This is a genomic window from Oerskovia enterophila (assembly GCF_001692445.1).
GTDB classification, from domain to species: Bacteria; Actinomycetota; Actinomycetes; order Actinomycetales; family Cellulomonadaceae; genus Oerskovia; species Oerskovia enterophila.
The window spans coordinates 11,539-29,749 of the sequence record NZ_MAQA01000055.1; the positions used below are offsets into that span (position 1 = coordinate 11,539).

At 77.0% G+C, this 18,211-nt stretch carries 4 protein-coding genes; all 4 read right to left on the reverse strand.

All coding sequences use genetic code 11. The features are described from left to right. Positions 1–3: 3 nt before the first annotated feature. Positions 4–4,332 carry a non-ribosomal peptide synthetase gene (locus tag OERS_RS17235; RefSeq protein ID WP_068627318.1) on the reverse strand — a complete coding sequence of 1,443 codons (4,329 nt, stop codon included), beginning with the start codon at positions 4,330–4,332 and terminating at the stop codon, positions 4–6. Further along, the gene (locus OERS_RS17240) at positions 4,329–16,844 is read right to left on the reverse strand and encodes a non-ribosomal peptide synthetase (RefSeq protein WP_068627320.1); all 12,516 of its coding nucleotides are present in this window, start codon (positions 16,842–16,844) and stop codon (positions 4,329–4,331) included. Before OERS_RS17240 ends, OERS_RS17235 begins: the two co-directional genes overlap by 4 nt. Then, positions 16,844–17,872, reverse strand: a complete 1,029-nt coding sequence (locus tag OERS_RS17245) for an ABC transporter substrate-binding protein (RefSeq protein ID WP_068627322.1) — start codon at positions 17,870–17,872, stop codon at positions 16,844–16,846. The genes OERS_RS17240 and OERS_RS17245 overlap by 1 nt, the downstream gene beginning before the upstream one ends. Before the next feature lie 71 nt (positions 17,873–17,943). Beyond that, the coding region (locus OERS_RS17250; RefSeq protein WP_248948709.1) for a phosphopantetheine-binding protein at positions 17,944–18,211 on the reverse strand (268 nt) is incomplete at its 5' end.

Below are 18,211 nucleotides of genomic sequence, written 5' to 3' on the forward strand. Positions count from 1 at the left end.
GGGTCAGTGCCTCTCGTCGGTGCTGGGTCGGGTGGCCGCAAGGGCCTGATGAAGGTGCCGTGCGAGGACCGGGCCGAGCTGCCCGATCGCCGCCGGGGAGACGATGTCGTGGTGCCCGGCGAGGACCGCGTGCTGGGTCACGGTGCCCGTGACGTGCGGGGCCCAGGCGTCGCGCTGGGCCGTGAGGTCGTGGCGGTCCGTGTCCTGGGCCGTGAAGAGCAGCAGGTCGCCGCGGAAGGGCGTGTAGCGCGCCTGGCCCATGAGGTCGCACGAGTACAGGTAGGTGTCGACGACCGCGGCGAGCCCGTCCTCGTCCAGGTCGCCCCAGGCGCCGGGCGCGTCGGCCAGGACGTCGAGGACGTCGTCGCGCGTGGGCTCGGCGAGGAGGTCGGGGTCGACGCCGCCGGCCGCGAGGAGCGACCGGAGGGCGTCGACCTCCTCGGCGTGCGCGTCCGCCGACGGCGACGGGTCCTCCGGCCGAGGGCGACCGTCCTGCCCGCCGAGGGCGACAGACACGCCCACCGACGGCGACGGATCCTCCGGCCCGACGGCGGAACGCGCCCCGGGCGCGACGGCCTCGGCATCGAGCATCGTCAGGCTCGCGACGACGTCGCCCGCCTCCTGCAGGCGGGTCGCGACCAGGTGCGCCAGGTGAGCGCCGAACGAGTAGCCGAGCAGGTGGTACGGCCCGCGCGGCGCCACCTCGCGCACCGACCTGACCGTCTGCTCGGCGAGGTCGACGAGCGAGGAGGGGGCGCCGTCGGGCCCCGCGAGACGCGGCGACTGGAGCGCGTGCACCGCGGTCCCGGCCGGGACGTGCGGGACGAGCGACGCGAACGACCATCCCAGGCCCCCCGCGGGAGCGAGGCACACGAGCGGTGGGGCGTCGCTCCCGGGCGTCGGCGCGCGCAGCGTGAGCGTGCCGGCGAACGGGTCGGTCTCGGGGGCGTCCCAGTGCGCGACGATCGCCTCGACCGTCGGGGCCGTGACGAGGACGCCGACGCTCAGCGGGCGCCCGAGGCGCGTGCGGACCATCGAGACCGCGCGCATCGCGAGCAGCGAGTGGCCGCCCGCGGCGTAGAAGTCCTCGTCGGCCGCGAAGCTCGCCACGCCCAGGACCTCGGCGAAGATCGCGCACAGCTCGCGCTCGAGATCTGTCCGTGGCGCACGTCCGCCCGCGCGCGCGAGGTCGGGGGCGGGCAGCCGCCGGACGTCGAGCTTGGCGTGCGGCGTCAGGGGCAGCTCGTCGAGCGCGACGAGCGCCGAGGGCACCAGGTGGTCGGGGACCGTGCGACGCATGGTCCGCAGGACGTCGGCGAGCAGGTCGGCGTCACCCTCGGCAGCAGTTCCCGTCACCGTCGGCGCTGCGGGGGGTCGCCCTCGGCGGGCGCGTCCGTCGCCCTCGGCGGAGGACTCGTCAGCCCCCGCGAGCACCACGTACCCCACGAGGACGTGCCCTCCCCCCGCACCCCGGCGCGCGACCACCGCGCACTGCGCGACCCTCGGGTCGCGCGCGAGCACCGCCTGCGACTCCCCCGGCTCGACACGGAAGCCGCGGATCTTGACCTGGCCGTCGCTGCGCCCCAGGAAGTCGAGCTGCCCGTCGGGCCGGCGCCGCACCACGTCGCCCGTGCGGTACATGCGCGCGCCCGGCGCCCCGAACGGGTCGGCGACGAACCGCTCGGCGCTCAGCCCGGGCGCCCCGTGGTAGCCGCGGGCCAGCCCGATCCCGCTCACGTACAGCTCGCCCGGCGTCCCGTCGGGCACGGGCGAGAGGCCCGAGTCCAGGACGTACACCGAGGTGTTGGCGATGGGACGGCCCACCGTGGGGCGCCTGCTCTCGTCGGTGCCCCCGCCGAGCGTGTTGATCGTGTACTCGGTGGGGCCGTACAGGTTGTAGCCGCGGGTCCCGGGGGTCCGGGCGATCGCGTCCCACACCTCGGCCCCCACGGCCTCGCCGCCCAGCAGCACGAGCCCCGGGCGGTGACGCCCCTCGTCGAGCAGCCCTTCCGCGAGGAGCGCCGAGCACACCGAGGGCGTCACGTTGACGACGTCGATCCGCTCGGTCGCGCAGTACGTCGCCATGGCGTGCGGGTCGCGACGCACGGCCTCGTCGAGCAGGTGCACCTCGTGGCCGTCGACGAGCCACAGCAGCTCCTCCCACGACATGTCGAACGCGAACGAGACGGTGTGCGCCACGCGTACGGGCAGGTCGCGGAGGCCGGCCGGTCGCGACGCGACGAGCGGGTCGAAGATCTCCGTGCGGTGGTTGCGCAGCATGTTGACGAGCCCGCCGTGCTCGATCGCGACTCCCTTGGGCGCGCCCGTCGAGCCCGACGTGTACATGACGTACGCGAGCCGGTCGTGGCCGGAGGTGGGCCGGTCGTGGCCGGAGGTGGGCCGGTCGCGCTCGCCGCGGGCCGGGGCCTGGTCCCCCTCGACCGGCGAGTCCGTCACCCTCGGCGGCAGGTCCGGTCGCCCTCGGCGGGCGAGTCCGTCACCCTCGGCGGGCGAGTCCGTCCCCCCCGGCGGCGCCTGGTCCTCCGGCACCACCAGCACCACCTCACGGCCCGCGAGCACCGGCCCCACGAGCCCCCGGAACGACTCGTCGAGCACCACGACACCGGCCCTGGCCGCCTCGACGATCGCGCACAGCCGTCCGGACGGGTGCGCGGCGTCGAGCGGCACGTACGCCGCCCCGGCCCGCAGGGTCGCGAACAGCGCGACGACGAAGTCGATCCCGCGCGGCACCGCGAGCGCCACGACGTCCTCGGGCCCGGCCCCCGCCGCGGACAGGGCGCGCGCGGGCGCGTCGATGCGCGAGCCCAGCCCCGCGAACGTCACCGCGTCGGTGCCGTGGACCAGCGCGGTCCGCTGCGGGTGGGCCGCGACGGCCCGGTCCAGCAGGTCGAGCAACGAGTCCTCACCCACGTCCTGCGCTGCGCGGACCCCGCGGGCGACGAGGAGGGGAGCGACGTCGTCGGGCACCGCGGCGACCCGGGCGACCGGCGCGCCCGGCTCACCCACCGCGCGGCGCAGGACCGCCTCGACCTGGTCGAGCAGGGCACCTGCCCGGGCAGCGTCGACGATGTCGGCGCGGTGCGACAGGATCAGCCGGTACGGCTGGCCGGGGTGGACCACGAACGTCAGCGGGTAGTGCGTGGCATCGCCGCCCTCGACGTCCTCGAGGCCCACGGACGCGCTGAGGCGGTCGAGCTCGGCGTCGTCCTCGGGCGTGTTGCGCATGACGTAGAGCGTGTCGAACAGCGTCCCGACGCCCGCCCGGCGCTGGAGCTCGCCCAGGCTCACGTGGTGGTGGTCCATGAGCTCGGCCTGCTCCGACTGGAAGCGCCTCAGCAGGTCGCGGAACGGCTCGCCCGGCCGCGTCGCCAGGCGCACGGGCACCGTGTTGAGGAACAGCCCGACCATCTCCTCGACCCCCGCGAGCGCGGGCGGGCGACCCGAGACGGTGCTGCCGAACACCACGTCGTTGCTCCCCGTGACCGAGCGCAGAGCGAGCGCCCACGCGGCCGAGTAGAGCGTGCTGACCGAGACCGCGCACGTGCGCGCCAGGGCCAGGACCGCGAGCGAGAGGGTCGGGTCGAGGTCCCGCTCGACGACGTCGGGCATCGAGGCCCGACGGCGTGGGTCGGGCGGCGCGACGAGCGTCCCCTCCGCGAGGCCCGACAACGAGACGTCCCACGCGCTCGCCGCCGCGTCCGCGTCCTGCGCGGCGACCCACGCGAGGTACTCGCGGAACTGCGGGGCCGGCGCGAGGCCCAGGTGCTCGCCGCCCGCGGCGTAGTGCCGCAGGAGCTCGGTCACGAGCAGCGCGTCGGACCAGCCGTCGAGCAGGATGTGGTGGTTCGTCACGACGAGCGCGGCCCCCTGCTCGCCGAGCCGCACGAGCACGAAGCGGATGAGCGGCGGGCGGTCCATGGTGAAGCGGCGCTGACGCTCGTCGTACTGGAGCCGGTCGAGGGCCGTGGTGCGCTCGTCGGGCGCCAGGTGGTCCAGGTCCTGGACACGCCACGGGAGCGTGACCGCGGTCGGCACGAACTGCACCGGGCGGGCGAAGCGCTCGTGCGCGAACCCCGCTCGCAGGACCGCGTGCCGCCGCAGGAGCGACTCGCACGCCCGCTGCATGGCCTGCTCGTCGACGCCGCCCGGGAACCGGTACGTCGACTGCATGGTGTAGACGTCCAGGCCCGTGTCCTCCGAGACCGCGTGGAAGAGCAGGCCCTCCTGGAGCGGGGCGAGGGGAAGGACCTCGGCGATCGTCGGGGCGGCGGCCGTGGCGGCCGTGCCGGTGCGCTCGTCGGTCGTGGTCATGTCAGGTTCCTCATCAGGTCGTCGAGGTCGCCGAGCTCGCTCGCGGACATCGCGAGGAGCGGGGAGACGAGCGGGGAGCAGTCAGAAGGTGGCCGGGGTATGGCCCGGGGCGCTTCTGACAACTGGTCCAGGGGGCGTGCGCGCAGCGCGAGCGACGCCGGGGTCGGCGCCGCGAAGACCGACCGCGGGTCGACCGTCCAGCCCCGCGCACGCAGCGTCGTCGTGACCTTCATGGCCACGATCGAGTCGCCGCCCAGGGCGAAGAAGTTGTCGTCGTCGGCCACGTCCTGCACGCCCAGGGCCTGGGCGAAGACCTCGCGGACGACGAGGACGGGCAGTCTCGCGGGCGCGGGCGGGGGCGTGCCCAGGCTCGCGGGCGGGGCACCGTCCGGTTCCCCGGGCGCCCCCTCCGGTGGGGTCCCTGCCCCGGGCGGCACCGCAGCGAGGCCCTCGCGCAGCGCGGGATACCGTTCCGCGAGTCCCGCGAGGACGTCCTCGACGGGAGTCTCCGGGGCCTCGGCCAGCAGGCCGAGCACCTCGACGACGGCCGCGAGCGCCGCGCCCGCCCGGTCGGCGGGTACCGAGGCCAGGTGGTCGAGCTGCACGCTCAGCCCCTCGGACGCGTCGACCGTGAGCGCGAGCGGGTACTGCGTGCGGTCGTCGCCCTGGACGTCGGTGATCCGCAGGCCGACCGCGGCGCCCGGCTGGGCGTCCGCGTCGCGCGGGTAGTTCTCGACCACGAGCAGCGTGTCGAACAGGTCGCCGACCCCGAGCGCCCGCTGCACGTCCGCGAGCGCGACGTGGTCGACGTCGCGCAGGCGCGCCTGCCGCTCGTGGACCGCGCGGACCAGGTCGGCGACGGTCCAGGCGCGTGCGCCGTCGTCGGGTCCGTCATCTGCCGGACCGTCACCTGACGAGCCCCCGCCCGGGGTGGCGCCCGGTCCTCCGACCGGGACCCGCACGGGCACGGTGTTGACGAACATCCCGGGCACGCCGTGCGCGCCCTCGATCTCGGCGGGCCGGCCCGCGACGGTCGTCCCGGTCAGCACGTCGCGCTCCCCGGTGAGAGCCGCGAGGACGAGCCCCCAGGCCGAGGTCACGACGTCGGCCGTCGTGACCTGCACGGCACGCGCCGACCGGACGAGCCGGTCGCCCAGGCCGTCGGGGGACGCGTGCAGCACGGTCGGCCGCTCGCCCGTGTCCTCGGGCTCGGCCACACGCACGGGGCGCGCTCCGGCCAGGGCGTCGCGCCACACGTCGACCGCGCCGACGTCGCGCCGCGCGAGGCGTCGCGAGAGCTGCCAGGCCGCACCGGGGGTCGGTGGCACCAGGCCGTCGAGGCCCGACGGCGCCGCTCCCGCGGGTGCGCCGACGCGCCGCGCGTACGCCCCGAGCAGGAGGTCGACCAGGAACGGCACCGACCAGCCGTCGAGCAGCACGTGGTGGTTCGTCACGACGAGCCGGTGACCGGCCCCCTCGTGGGTTCCGAGGTGGACGACGACGAGCCTCAGCAACGGTGGTCGTGCCAGGTCGAAGGGGCGGTCGAGCTCGTCGGCCATGATCTCGTCGAGCGCGCGGCGCACGGCGTCCGGGTGGGCGGCGTCGGCGTGCGAGGCATCTGGATGTGCGGCGTCGTGGTGCGCGGCGCCGGGCAGCGCGATCTCGGCGTACGCCGCCACCGGTCCACGGCCGGCCCCGTCCGGCGAGATGCGGCGAACGGGGGTCAGTTTCCCGCTCGAACCCCCGTCCGCCGCATCTCGCGGAGCATGCGAGAGGTGAGCCACGCCGTCGGGCAGCGTGATCTCGCGCAGCGGGACCTCGGTGACGTCCGTGACGACGAGCCCCAGGTCCTCGGGGCCGCGGGCCGCGACCGCGAGGCGGAGCTGCGGGTGGGCCGCGAGGACGTCGGCTGCGGCGGCGCGCAGCGCGGCGACGTCGAGGGGCCCGTCGAGGCCCACGTCGACCGCGCTCGTGTACCGGTCGACGGGCGCCTCGAGCGCGTGCAGGATCATGCCGCGCTGCACGGGCGTGAGCGGCCAGGGGGTGCCCGTGGGGAGCGCCGGAGCCGCTGCCACCTCGGTCGAGGCCTCTCGGACGAGGGCGCGCAGGTGCCTGCCCCACGCCTCGACGAGCCGGTCGCCGACCCCGTCCGCCGAGGGCGACGCCCCCGCGACCCGAAGGTGACCGCCCCGTCCGTCGAGGGCGACCGACGCGCCCGCCGAGGGTGACGGCTCGCCGTCGACCGCCGGGGCCAGCAGCCAGCGCGCCACGAGCTCGGGGCCGTCCCGGCCGTCGACCACGTACGCGTTGAGCTCGACCGGGTGCGACGACGGCAGGTCGGCGTGGAGGTCGAGCGCGGACTCGACGTGCGCGGCGTCGGCCGCGCTCCCCCAGTCCTCGGCGCTCTTGGTCTCGCGTCCCAGGTAGTTGACGAGGACCTGCGGCGGGCAGGCCGCCGCGGCCTCGCGCAGAGCCGCGGACGCCACCGGGGCGACGTGCCGGAGCAGCCCGTACGCACGCCCGTCGCCCGGGACCTCCGCGGCCTGGCGCGCCGTGGCCCGCAGGTGGGCCGACGCCGCGGCCCCCGGTGACGCAGCCAGCCGGACGGGCCAGGTCGTGGTGAACCAGCCGACGGTCCGCGACAGGTCGGGCCCCTCGCCGTCGAGACGTCGCCCGTGCCCCTCGGTCTCGACCACGAGCTCGGCGGCGGTGGTCCCACCGGCGCGAGCCCCGCCGCGGCGCGTCTCGCCCGGCGGGAGGATCCCGCCCGCCGAGGCGCCCCCGCCCGCGGAGACGGCCTCGCCCGCGGAGACGGCCTCGCCCGCCGCGAGCGACAGCGCCGCGAGCAGGACGTGGTCGGTGCGGTGCTCGGGTGCGAGCCCCAGCAGGAGCCGGGTGTCGTCCGCCCCGAGGCGCACGACGACCTCGCGCGCGGTGGCCACGGTGTCGAGCACCGGGTCGAGCGGTCGGGCCGTCAGCGTGACGGCCGGCCCGGCGTGCACGTCGAGCCATGCGGGCAGCTCAGGCACCCGCTGGGCCGCCTCGTCGCGCATGGCCGCCGCGGCGGCCCGCAGGCTCGCCGACGCGGGAGGCAGGTCGCCGCCCGCCGCGAGCGTCCGCAGGTCGTCGACGAGGATGCGCCACGAGACCGCGTCGACCGCGACGTGATGGGCGACGAGCGCCAGCTCGCGCGCGTCCCGGTCCCACACCGCGCGCAGCACCCGGCCCGTCGCCGGGTCGATCTCGGCCGCCGCGCCGCGCAGCGCCTCGTCGAGCACGGGCCCTCCGGAGCCGCCGGCGAGGCGCAGGACGTCGCCCGACGCCTCGGGCGAGGCCATGTCGAGGACGCGCGCGCCGCCGTCGTGCACCGCGAGACGCAGGGCGCCGTGCGCCGCCACGAGGCCCGCGAGCGCCGCCCGGAGCGCGGCCTCGGTGAGGTCGGCGGGGGTCCGCAGGACGCGCACCTGGACGAACCCGCGGTGGTCGCCGCCGCTCTCCAGGAGCCAGGCGAGCGCGGGGGTGAGGGGCAGGTCGCCGTGCTCGGCGAGCCCGTCCCGCGCGCGGGCGGCCGCCGGCGACGGTGCGGGCGCGGTCTTGGTCGCGGCCGCCGCGATCCCTGCCGGCGTGCGGCCAGTGAAGACCGCGCCGACCGTCACGACCAGGCCCCGCCCGCGCAGCGCCCCGACGAGCTGCATCGCGCTGATGCTGTCTCCGCCCGCGGCGAAGAAGTCGGTCGTGGGGTCGACGTCGGCCCCGAGCACGCGGGAGACCTCGGCGCGGACGCGCTCGGTGCGGTCCTCCGCGGGACGCTCGCCCGGCCCGACGGCGTCGATCCCCCGGGCGCTCGCGTCACCCTGGTCGGGGGCGCGGCCGTGCGCACGCGCGCCGTGGTGGGTCGTCGCGCGGGGCGACGCGTCGACGGTCGCTCCGGCCGGGGTCGGGCGCGGCACGCGCACCGTCCCGACGACAGCGTGCGACGTCGGGAGGCTGCCGCCGCGGACCAGGTGCTCGAGGGCGCTCGCGAGCGCGTCCGGGAGGACGGCAGCGACCGCGGGGGCCAGCGCGCCAGGGCGCTGCTCGATCTCGAGCGTGAGCCCGTCGCCGTCGGGCGCGGGGAGGACCGTGACGGTCACGGGGTAGTGCGTCGCGTCGTGGCCGCCCGTGGGGACGACGGCGACGGACTCGCCCGCCGAGGGCGACGAGCCCACCCCCTGAGGGCGACCGCCCTGCTCGCCGACGGCGACCGGGTCCTCGCCGACGGCGACCGCACGGTCCCCGCGAGGGTAGCTCTCGACGACCACGAGGGTGTCGAAGAGAGGGTGGCCCGCGATCCGTGCGATCGACGGGAGCCCCACGTGGTGGGCGTCGAGCAGCCTGGCCTGGCGCGCCTGGACGTCCTGGAGCAGCGAGTCCGCGGTCAGGTGCGCACCGGCCGGGACCCGGACGGGCGACGAGCTCACGAACATCCCGATGATGCGGTCGACGCCCTCCAGGTCGGTCGGCCGGCCCGCGACGGTCGAACCGACCACGGCCTCGGGGCGCCCGGTCAGCGCGGCGACGACGAGACCCCACGCGGTCTGGACGACCGTCGCGGGCGTGACCTCGGCACGGCGGGCCACAGCGCGCAGGCCCTGCGCGTCGATCGCGACGGGCGTGACGATGCGCGCGTCTCCCTCGGCGGGCGAGTCCGTCGCCCTCGGCGGGTCGGTCGGTCGCCCTCGGCGGGCGAGTCCGTCACCCTCGGCGGGCGAGTCCGTCACCCTCGGCGGGTCCGGGACCTCCGGCACCCCGAGCGCCCCGAGCCCCCCGTGCACCCCGAGCAGCGACGGTTCGTCGACCCCGTCGAGCTCGGCCCGCCACAGGCCCTCGAACCCCTCGCGCCCCGCCTCGGCGTCGCGCAGCCACACCAGGTAGTCGCGGAAGGACGGCTCGCCCGACTCCGCGAGGCTCTCCCCGCCGGCGTCCCCGCCGGCCCCGCCGGCCTCACCAGCGAGCACCGCCCGCAGCTCCGCCGCGAGCAGCGGCACGGACCAGCCGTCAGTCAGCAGGTGGTGCATCGCGAGGACCAGCACGTGCTCGTCCTCGCCCGTCCGCACGATCGCGGCCGACACGAGCGGTGCGAGCGACAGATCGCCCAGGCGCGAGCGCTCGGCGAGGTCGACGTCGTCGAGCAGCACGGCGAGCCCGGCAGGGTCGAGCCCCCGGCCGTCGTGCTCGGTGACGGGCACCCGGGCGGCGTCCGGCACGAAGAAGACCGGCGCGGGCAGGTCGAGCTGGAGGACGGCGCCGCGCAGGTTCGCGTGCCGGCGCACGAGCGTCTGCACCGCGCCCGCGATCAGCGCGCCTCCGTCCTCGCCCGGCCCGGTCACGGTGAAGCGCGTCGTCGTGCGGTAGGCGTCGGCCGTGTCGCGGGCGGCCTCGGCGACCATGCCGAGCTGGGTCGGGGTCAGGGGCAGCACGTCGTCGACGCGCGTCGCGCCCGGCACGGCCGCACGCACGTGCTCGTCGAACGCGACGGCCTGCGCGGCGGTCAACGGCACGAGCACGGCGGCAGCACCACCCGCTCCGGCGCGCCCCGAGCCCGAACCGACCGACGTGCCTGGGGACGCGACGCCGTCGGGCCGGACCCGTCGCGCCATCTCGCGCGGCGTGCGCGCCGCGAACAGGTCCGCGGGCGTCAGGAGGAGCCCTTCGCGGCGCAGCGCCGCGACGAGCTGGAGCGCGTCGATGCTGTCGCCCCCCGCCGCGAAGAAGCTCTCGTCGAGGCCCACGCCGTCCCCGCCCAGGACACGGGCGGCGGCCGCGTGGACCTGCGCCTCGACGGGGGTCGGCTCGGCAGCGGACCGGCCGACGGACGCCGCGCCGGCCCGGCCCGCACCACCCCCGGACGTCCGTGCCCCGTCCCAGTCGGGCGCGGGCAGCGCGCGACGGTCGAGCTTGCCGTGTCGCGTGAGCGGCAGGGCGTCGAGCACGACGAACGCGGTCGGCACGAGGTGCCGCGCGAGGCGCTCGGCCGCCGCGGCGCGCAGGGCGTCCGGGTCCAGGGACCCGCCGCCCGTCACGCACGCGACGAGCCTGCTCCCCCACCGCGGGTGCTCGGCGAGCACGACCGCGGCCTCGGCCACGCCGTCGAGCGCGACGAGCGCCTGCTCGACCTCGCCCGGCTCGATGCGGAACCCGTGCAGCGAGATCTGGTCGTCGTTGCGCCCCAGCAGGCTCAGGGTGCCGTCCTCGGCGCGGCGCGCGAGATCTCCCGTGCGGTACATGCGCTCCCCCGGGGCCCCGCCGGGACGGGCGACGAACCGGCTCGCGGTCAGGCCCGCCCGCCCCAGGTACGCCTCGGCGAGCTGCGGTCCCGCGAGGTACAGCTCGCCCACGGTGCCGGCCGGGACCTCGCGCAGCGCGGCGTCGAGCACCACGGCCCGCGTGCGTCCCACGGGTCGCCCGACGACCGGCTCGGCCGTGTCCGCGACGTCCGCGGCGAGGGCGTCGACGGTGGCCTCGGTCGGCCCGTACAGGTTGACGACGCGCGCCCCCGTGGGCGCTGCGAGCGCCCGCATCTGCGTCCACAGCGCGGGTCCGAACGCCTCGCCGCCCGCGACGCAGATCCGCGGCAGGCGCGCCCACTCGGCGCCCGCGAGCAGCGCGCCCCAGACGGTCGGCGTGAAGTCGAGGTAGTCGATCCCGTGCTCGGTCGTGTAGTCGCGCAGCGCGACCGGGTCGAGGAACACGTCCTCGTCGAGCACGTGCAGCTCGTGCCCCGCGGCGAGCGCGAGGAACGCGTCGTAGTGCGCGTCGAACGAGAAGGCCGCGGTGTGCGCGACGCGCAGGCGCTCGCCGGGCGGGTAGAGCTCGGTGCGGTGCCGTTCGAGCAGGTGCGCGAGCGCGTCCTGCCCCACGGCCACGCCCTTGGGCTCGCCCGTCGAGCCCGAGGTGAAGATGATGCTGCCGACGCACGCGCGCAGGGTCGCGGCCTCGGGCGCGGGCGGCAGCTCAGGCCCGACGACGGCACGCGCCCCGGCAGCGTGGGTCGCCGCAGGCGCGTCGTCGGGCCCGACGGCGGAGCCCGCCCCGGGCGCGTCGGTCGCCTCGCGGGCGGGCGCGGGGGACGGCGCCGTGGCGAGGGGGCGCGGCCCGGCCTCGTCCCACAGGAGGCGTGCCCCGCTGAGACGCAGGACGTGCGCGCGCCGCTCGGGCGCGCCGTGCGGGAGCGGCGTGACGGCCAGGCCGCGGCGCAGTGCCGCGAGGATCACGTGGACGATGCGTTCGTCGCGCGGCAGGTCGATCGCGAGCGCGTCGCCCGGGCGAGCCCCGCACGCCGTGAGGCGACGCTCGGCCCGCGTGATCGCGAGGTCGAGCTCGGCGAACGTCCAGCGCTGGTCGCCGACGACGAGAGCGCCCGCGTGCGGGTGGCGTGCGATCGAGCCGGCCAGGACCTCGGTCACGAGCGCAGGGCGGGTGGCGGGGGCCGCGCTCGGGACGCGGGACGCCGAAGGGTGCGCGGCGCCTCCCGGGACGTCGGCGACGGCGGGCGACCCGGCCGCCCCCGAAGACACCTCCGCGGCACGCCCCTTCCTTGCGACGAGGTCGAGGCTCGCGACCCGTGCCGCGGGGGTCGTGGCGACGGCCAGGAGGATGCGCTCGAACGTTGCCAGGAGCTCCGCGGCACCGGTCTGCGTGACGGCCGACGCGTGGGCGTCGAGCGCGAGGCCCCAGGTGTCGGGGCCCGCGTCGACCGCGAGCGCGAGCGGGAAGTGCGTGGCGTCGTGCGTCGCGAGCACGCGCAGGTGCAGCGGGTCGAGGCCGACGACGGTCGGGGCCACCACCCCCGCGCTCGCCGCCTGCTCGAACGACACGAGGGTCGTCGCGACGGGCGTCTCGGTGCCCGCCGCGGCCTGGATGCCGCGCAGCCCGACGTGCTGGTGGTCCCAGGACGCGTTCCAGCGACGGGCGTGGTCGGCCACGACGGCGCCGAGGGAGCTCGCGGCGTGGGCGTCGACGCGCGCGACGACGGACTCGGTGAGCATCCCGACGATCTCGTCGGCGTGCTCGACCTCGGGGCTGCGCAGCGCGACCGGGACTGCGAAGGTCGCCTGGGTCGTCCCGGCGTGGGCGGCGACCGTCAGGCCCCAGGCCGCGCGGACGAGCGTGGCCGACGTGACGCCCTGCGCCCGGGCCCCGGCGCGGACCGCCTCGACCGCCGCACCGTCGAGAGGCCGGTGGATCGTGAAGGCGTCCTCGGGGACGTCGCCTGCCGACCACGTCGCGGCCTCGGGCCACCGCGAGAGGTCGACGTCGGCGAGCGCCTCGTGCCAGTGGGCACGCGCCGCGTCGGGATCCTGCTTCCCGAGCCACACGAGGTGGTCGACGAACCGGCCCCGGGCGGGCGGGATCTCGTCGCCCTCGGCGGCCAGCTCGGCCCCGTAGAGCCGCGCGACCTCGCGCACGAGCAGCGGCATGGACCAGCCGTCGAGCACCAGGTGGTGGCTCGTGACGACCAGCACGTGGTGCTCCGCGCCGAGCACCACGACCCCGAACCGCACGAGCGGGGGGTCGGCCGGGTCGAACGGGAGCGAGCGCTCGGCCGCGGCGGCGGAACGCGTCGCGTCGCGCAGGGCGCGGTCACGGTCCGCCCCGGGAGCGCCCTCCTCGGCGTCGCCCTCACCGCCCTGCTCCGCGCGCGCCACGCCCCTGTCCGCCGCGTCCGGACCCGCCGCGTCGTACCAGACCACCTCGGCCGTGGCCTGGCTGGGGACGAACTGGATCGGGTCCAGGTCGTCGTCGACCGCGAACCCCGCGCGCAGGTTCGGGTGCGCCCCGAGCAGCGTGTCGAGGCTCCGCTCCAGGGCGGGCCCGTCGAGCGGTCCACGGAGCTCGACCAGGGTCTGGCCGACGTACGGGTCCTGCCCGTCGGCCGCGAGCCCCGCGTGCGCGGTCAGCGCGCGCTGGAGGGGCGTGAGCGGCCAGACGGCCTCGATGCTCTCGGTCGAGCTCATGGTCGTGCCTTCCGTGTGCGTCGGCGGTCGCCGAGGAGGGCGCCCAGGCGGTCGAGGTCGCCGGGCGCGAGGTCGAGGAGCGGCGCTGCCGCGTCCTGGGTGGTGCCGAGCGCCCCGGCCCCGGCCGGCCCACCCGCTCCGCAGACCCGCAGGCCTCCGGGCCGGCCGGGGCCGGGCGGGATCGGTCGCGAGCGGGCGCAGCCGCGCGGCGACCCCCGCGACGGTGCGCTGCTCGAACACGTCCTGCACGCTCGAGCGCCACCCCTTCTCGCGGAGCCGCGCCACGACGTGGATCGCGCGGATGCTGTCGCCGCCCAGGGCGAAGAAGTCGGCGTCGGGCGCGACGGGGGCGCCGTCGAGCGCCGAGGCGAACGCGAGGGTCACGTCGGTCACCGTCGCCGGGAGGTCCGGTCGCCCTGAGCCGGCGAGCGGGTCCCCCTCGGCGGGCGGGCCCGTCACCGTCGGTCCAGGTCCCGCCGCGGGTTCCGGGAGGGCACCGACGTCGAGCTTCCCGTTGCTCGTGAGCGGCAGCGCGTCGAGCACCACGACCACCGCGGGCACCAGGTGCTCGGGCAGGACGTCGGCGAGCGCCGCGCGCAGCGCGTCCCCCGTCGGTCCAGGAGCCACCACGTACGCCACGAGCCGCGCCCCCAGGGCCGACCGCCGTGCCTGGACCGTCGCCTGCACGACGCCGGGCAGCGCGAGCAGCGCGGCCTCGGTCTCGCCGGGCTCGACGCGGAACCCGCGGATCTTGACCTGGTGGTCGCGGCGCCCGACGTAGTGCAGCAGCCCTTCTGCGTCGCGGCGCGCGAGGTCTCCCGTGCGGTACATGCGCTCCCCCGGCTCCCCGAACGGCGACGCGACGAAGCGTTCGGCCGTGAGGTCGGGGCGACGCAGGTAGCCGCGCGCGAGCTGGGGTCCGGCGAGGTAGAGCTCGCCGACGACGCCGTCGGGCACGGGGCGCAGGTGCTGGTCGAGCACCAGGGCCGTGGTCGCGCTGAGCGGCCGCCCGATCACGGGCTGGTCGGCGTCGGTGCCGCGCGCGCCCACGGCGTCGACCGTGTACTCGGTGGGCCCGTAGAGGTTGAGGACCCGCAGCCCGGGCTGCGCACGCAGCGTGGTCCACAGCGCGGGCGGGCACGCCTCGCCGCCCACGGAGACGGTCCGCAGGGAGTGGTCGCGCGCGAACAGCCCGGCCTCGACCACGGCCGCCATGACGGTCGGGGTCAGGTCGATCCGGTGGATGCCGCGCGACACGACGAGGTCCACGAGGGTGTCGGGGTCGCGGTACTGCTCGACGTCGAGCAGGTGCAGCTCGTGACCCAGCAGCAGCGCGAGCAGCGTGTCCCACGAGCCGTCGAACACCAGCGGCATGGTCTGCGCGACACGCTGCACCCCGTCCTCGACGCGCGGCACGACGTGCTCCTGGTGGTGCGCGAGGAACTGCGCGAGCGCGCCGTGGCTGATCCCGACGGCCTTGGGCTCGCCCGTGGACCCGGACGTGTGCAGGACGTAGGCGAGCGCGTCGCGGGGCACGTCGAGCGCCTGCCGCAGCGGCGCGGCCCCGTGGGAGGCGGCGTCCCCGCGCGGCCCGACGACGTCGCGCCCCGCCCACAGGCCGTCGCGCCCCGCGCGGTGGCCCTGGTCCGCAGAGGCCCCGGCCGGAGCGGTCCCGGCAGCGACCACGATCCGCGCCTCGTGCCGGTCGACGAGCGCGAGGCGCCGCGCGGGCGGGGTCCGGTCGTCGAGCAGGAGGGCAGCAGCCCCGCAGCGGTGCAGCGCGAGCAGGGTCACGACGTAGTCGGTGCCCCGCGGCAGGTCGATCGCGACGAGGGTCTCGGGCCCGGCCCCGGCCGCGACGAGCCGCCCGGCCAGGTGCGCGACGGCCTCGTCGAGCGCACGGAAGGTCGAGGTCTCGCGCGCGACGAGCGCCACGGCCTCGCCGCGCCGGGCCACCGCCCGGTCGAACAGCTCGCCCGCGAGCAACGGCAGTGCGCCTCCGGGCAGTGCGGGCCCGGTCGAGCCCGCGACGATCTGGCGCTCGGTCGCGGGTGACGCGAGCCCCAGGCCGCCCACGCGCGCGCCGGGCGCGGCCCGACCCACGCCCTCGAGGAGGTGCGCCAGCTCGCCCAGGCGAGCGGCGACGTCGGGCCGCGTGAAGAGGTGTGCGGGCGCGGTGCCCGTGAGGCGCAGCTCGTCGCCGTCCGGTCCGGGGACGCGCACGACCGAGACCGCGAGGTCGTCGACCGGTCCCTCGGCCACGGTGCGCAGCCGGCCCGTCGCGGCGCCGAAGCGCAGGTCGTGGTCGAAGAGCTTGACGTTGAGCTCGGCCGCGGTCACGACCGCGCCCGCCTCGCGTGCGATCTGCTCGGCGGGGTAGCGCCCGTGCCGGCGCAGCTCGCCCACGCGTTCGCGCACCTGCGCCACGAGCGCGTCGATCCGCTGCCCGGGGGCGACGTCCACCACGACCGGGAGCACGTTGACGCGCATGGTCGGGACGATCGCGGCGACCGACCCCATGCGGTTCATCGCAGGCATGCCCACGGCCACGTGGCGCCGCCCGGAGACCAGAGCGAGGTGCGCGGCGAACGTGGCCGCGACGACGTCGGGCCACCCGGCGCCGGAGCGCGCGGCGACCTCCTCGAGCGGCCCGACGGCGCAGCCCCCCTCGTGCACGACGCGCACCACGGCGTCGCTCACCTCGGGGATGCCCGCCACGGGCCCGTCGCTGAAGCCGCCCGGCCCCGCGGCGCCCAGGACGTCGAGACGGGACGACCAGTGCTCCCGGTCGCGCGCACGCTCGGGCGAGGTCGCGTAGCGCTCCTCCTCGGCCACGACGTCCGCGACCGCGCCGAACGGGCTCGCGGCCACCGCGCGCCCCGTGGCCAGCGCGCTGACGACGTCGGCGACGCGGCGCAGGACGAGCGTGATCCCGTACGCGTCGAGGATCGCGTGGTGCACCACGACCGACCACCACAGCGTGCGGGCATCGATCCGGACGATCGCCTGACGCGCCAGGCCGGGCGCGTCGAGAGCGAACGGGCGCAGCCGGTCGGCCTCGACGAGCGCCTCGGCCCGTGCGCGGGCGTCCTGCTCCCCCGACAGGTCGAGGACCCGTACCCCGCCGGACGGCACGCCCGCGGGGGCGCTCGCCCGACCGGGAGCAGGACCGCCGGCCGGGTGCACGACCTGCGTGACGCCGTCGGACACCTCGAACGAGGTGCGCAGCGCCTCCGTCTCACCGACCACGATCTCCACGGCGAGCGCGAGCAGCGCGGTGTCGAGGTCACCCGAGATCTCGACGACCTCGCCCACCGCGTACGCCGTGGTGCCGGGTCGCACGAGCTGCGCGCCGACGACGCCGAGCTGCGCGGTCGTCAGCGGCAGGCCCGCGGGCTCACGCGTCCGGGTGGACACGTCGGGGGCACGGACCACGGGCGCGCCCGAGCGCGCCGACGAGGGTCCGGGGACGAGAGCCGGCGGGGCCAGGAGGTCGGGGGCGGAGGGCGTCGTCATCAGGCCTGGAGGTCCTCGAGCACGACCTCGAGCTGGTCGAGGACGTCGAGCGCCAGGCTGTAGCGGTCCGCGAAGAAGTAGCGGATGCCGTACGCGTGCCCCGCGGTCACGGCCGGGAGCGACTGGTAGGTCGCGGCCGCGGCGAGCTCCTCGGCGCCGGGACCGGGAGCGCCGTCGACCGTCTGCTCGTGGAGCACGACCGTGGCGTCGGCGACCTGGCCGAGCTGCTCGTAGGACAGGAAGACGCCGTTCTCGGTGGTCTCCTCGGCCACGACGGCGGGCAGCGGGGCGCCGATGTCGGCGAGGATGCCCCCGAGCCACGAGATCCGGGAGTAGACCGTGACCTCCTCGAACGAGTCGAGGCCCGCGAACGTGTTGGCCGCGATGACGTCGCCGTACGTCTCCTTGATCTCGGCGACGCGCGCCTCGTACGCGGCCTTGGTCGCCTCGGCCTCCTCGCCCGCGCCCAGGGCCGTCGCGATCTCGACCGACGCGTCCTTGACCGTGGCGGAGCCCGTGGCGCGGATCAGGACCGTCGGGGCGATCTGCGAGAGCTTGTCGAAGTCGGCCTTCTTCTCGGCGCTGAGCTCCTCCTCCTTGCCGCCGCGCACGAACCCGACGATCAGGTCCGGCTCGAGCGACGCGATCTTCTCGTAGTCCCAGCCGTCCGCGCCCAGGACGATCGGCAGGTCCGCGACCTGCTCGTGCTCGGCGGGCAGGAACGAGTCGGCCCAGTCGCCGTCCGCGGTCGCGACGGGCACGATCCCGGCCTCCAGGAGCGGCCCCGTGCCACCCTCGAGCGCCACGACGCTCTGCGGGTCGGTCGGGATCGTGACGGGACCGAACGCGGTCTCGACCGTGCGCGTGCCGGCCTCGGCCGAGGAGCCGGCGGGCTCGCCGGCCTGCGACGTGCCGCCCGCGCACCCGCCCACGGCGAGGACCGCGGCGAGGGCAGGGACGACCAGCCAGGCGGTGGCGCGGGAGGTCCGGGTGCCTCGTGCGGCGGTGAGGGATCGGGAGCTGGACATGCGGGGTTCTCCTTGAGGTGGGTTGCTGGTGAAGCGGTGGGCCGGGCCCGCACGTGGCGCGGGCCCGCAGGTCAGGGGGTCGGCACGCCCAGCGCGCGCAGTGCGCCGCGCAGCGTGGGCTCGACCGCGACCTGGGCGAACTCGACGGGCCAGCCCGCCGCGCGCCAGCGCTCGAGCAGCGCCATGAGCCGCACCGAGTCGAGGCCGTGGTCGGTCAGGTCGTCGTCGAGCCCGATCTCGTGGGCGGCCGAGCCGCCCACGCCCAGGACGTCGACGAGGTCCGCGAGCGCCTGCTCGCGCGTGGGGACCGGGGGGCGGGTGGTGGCGGTCATACGGATC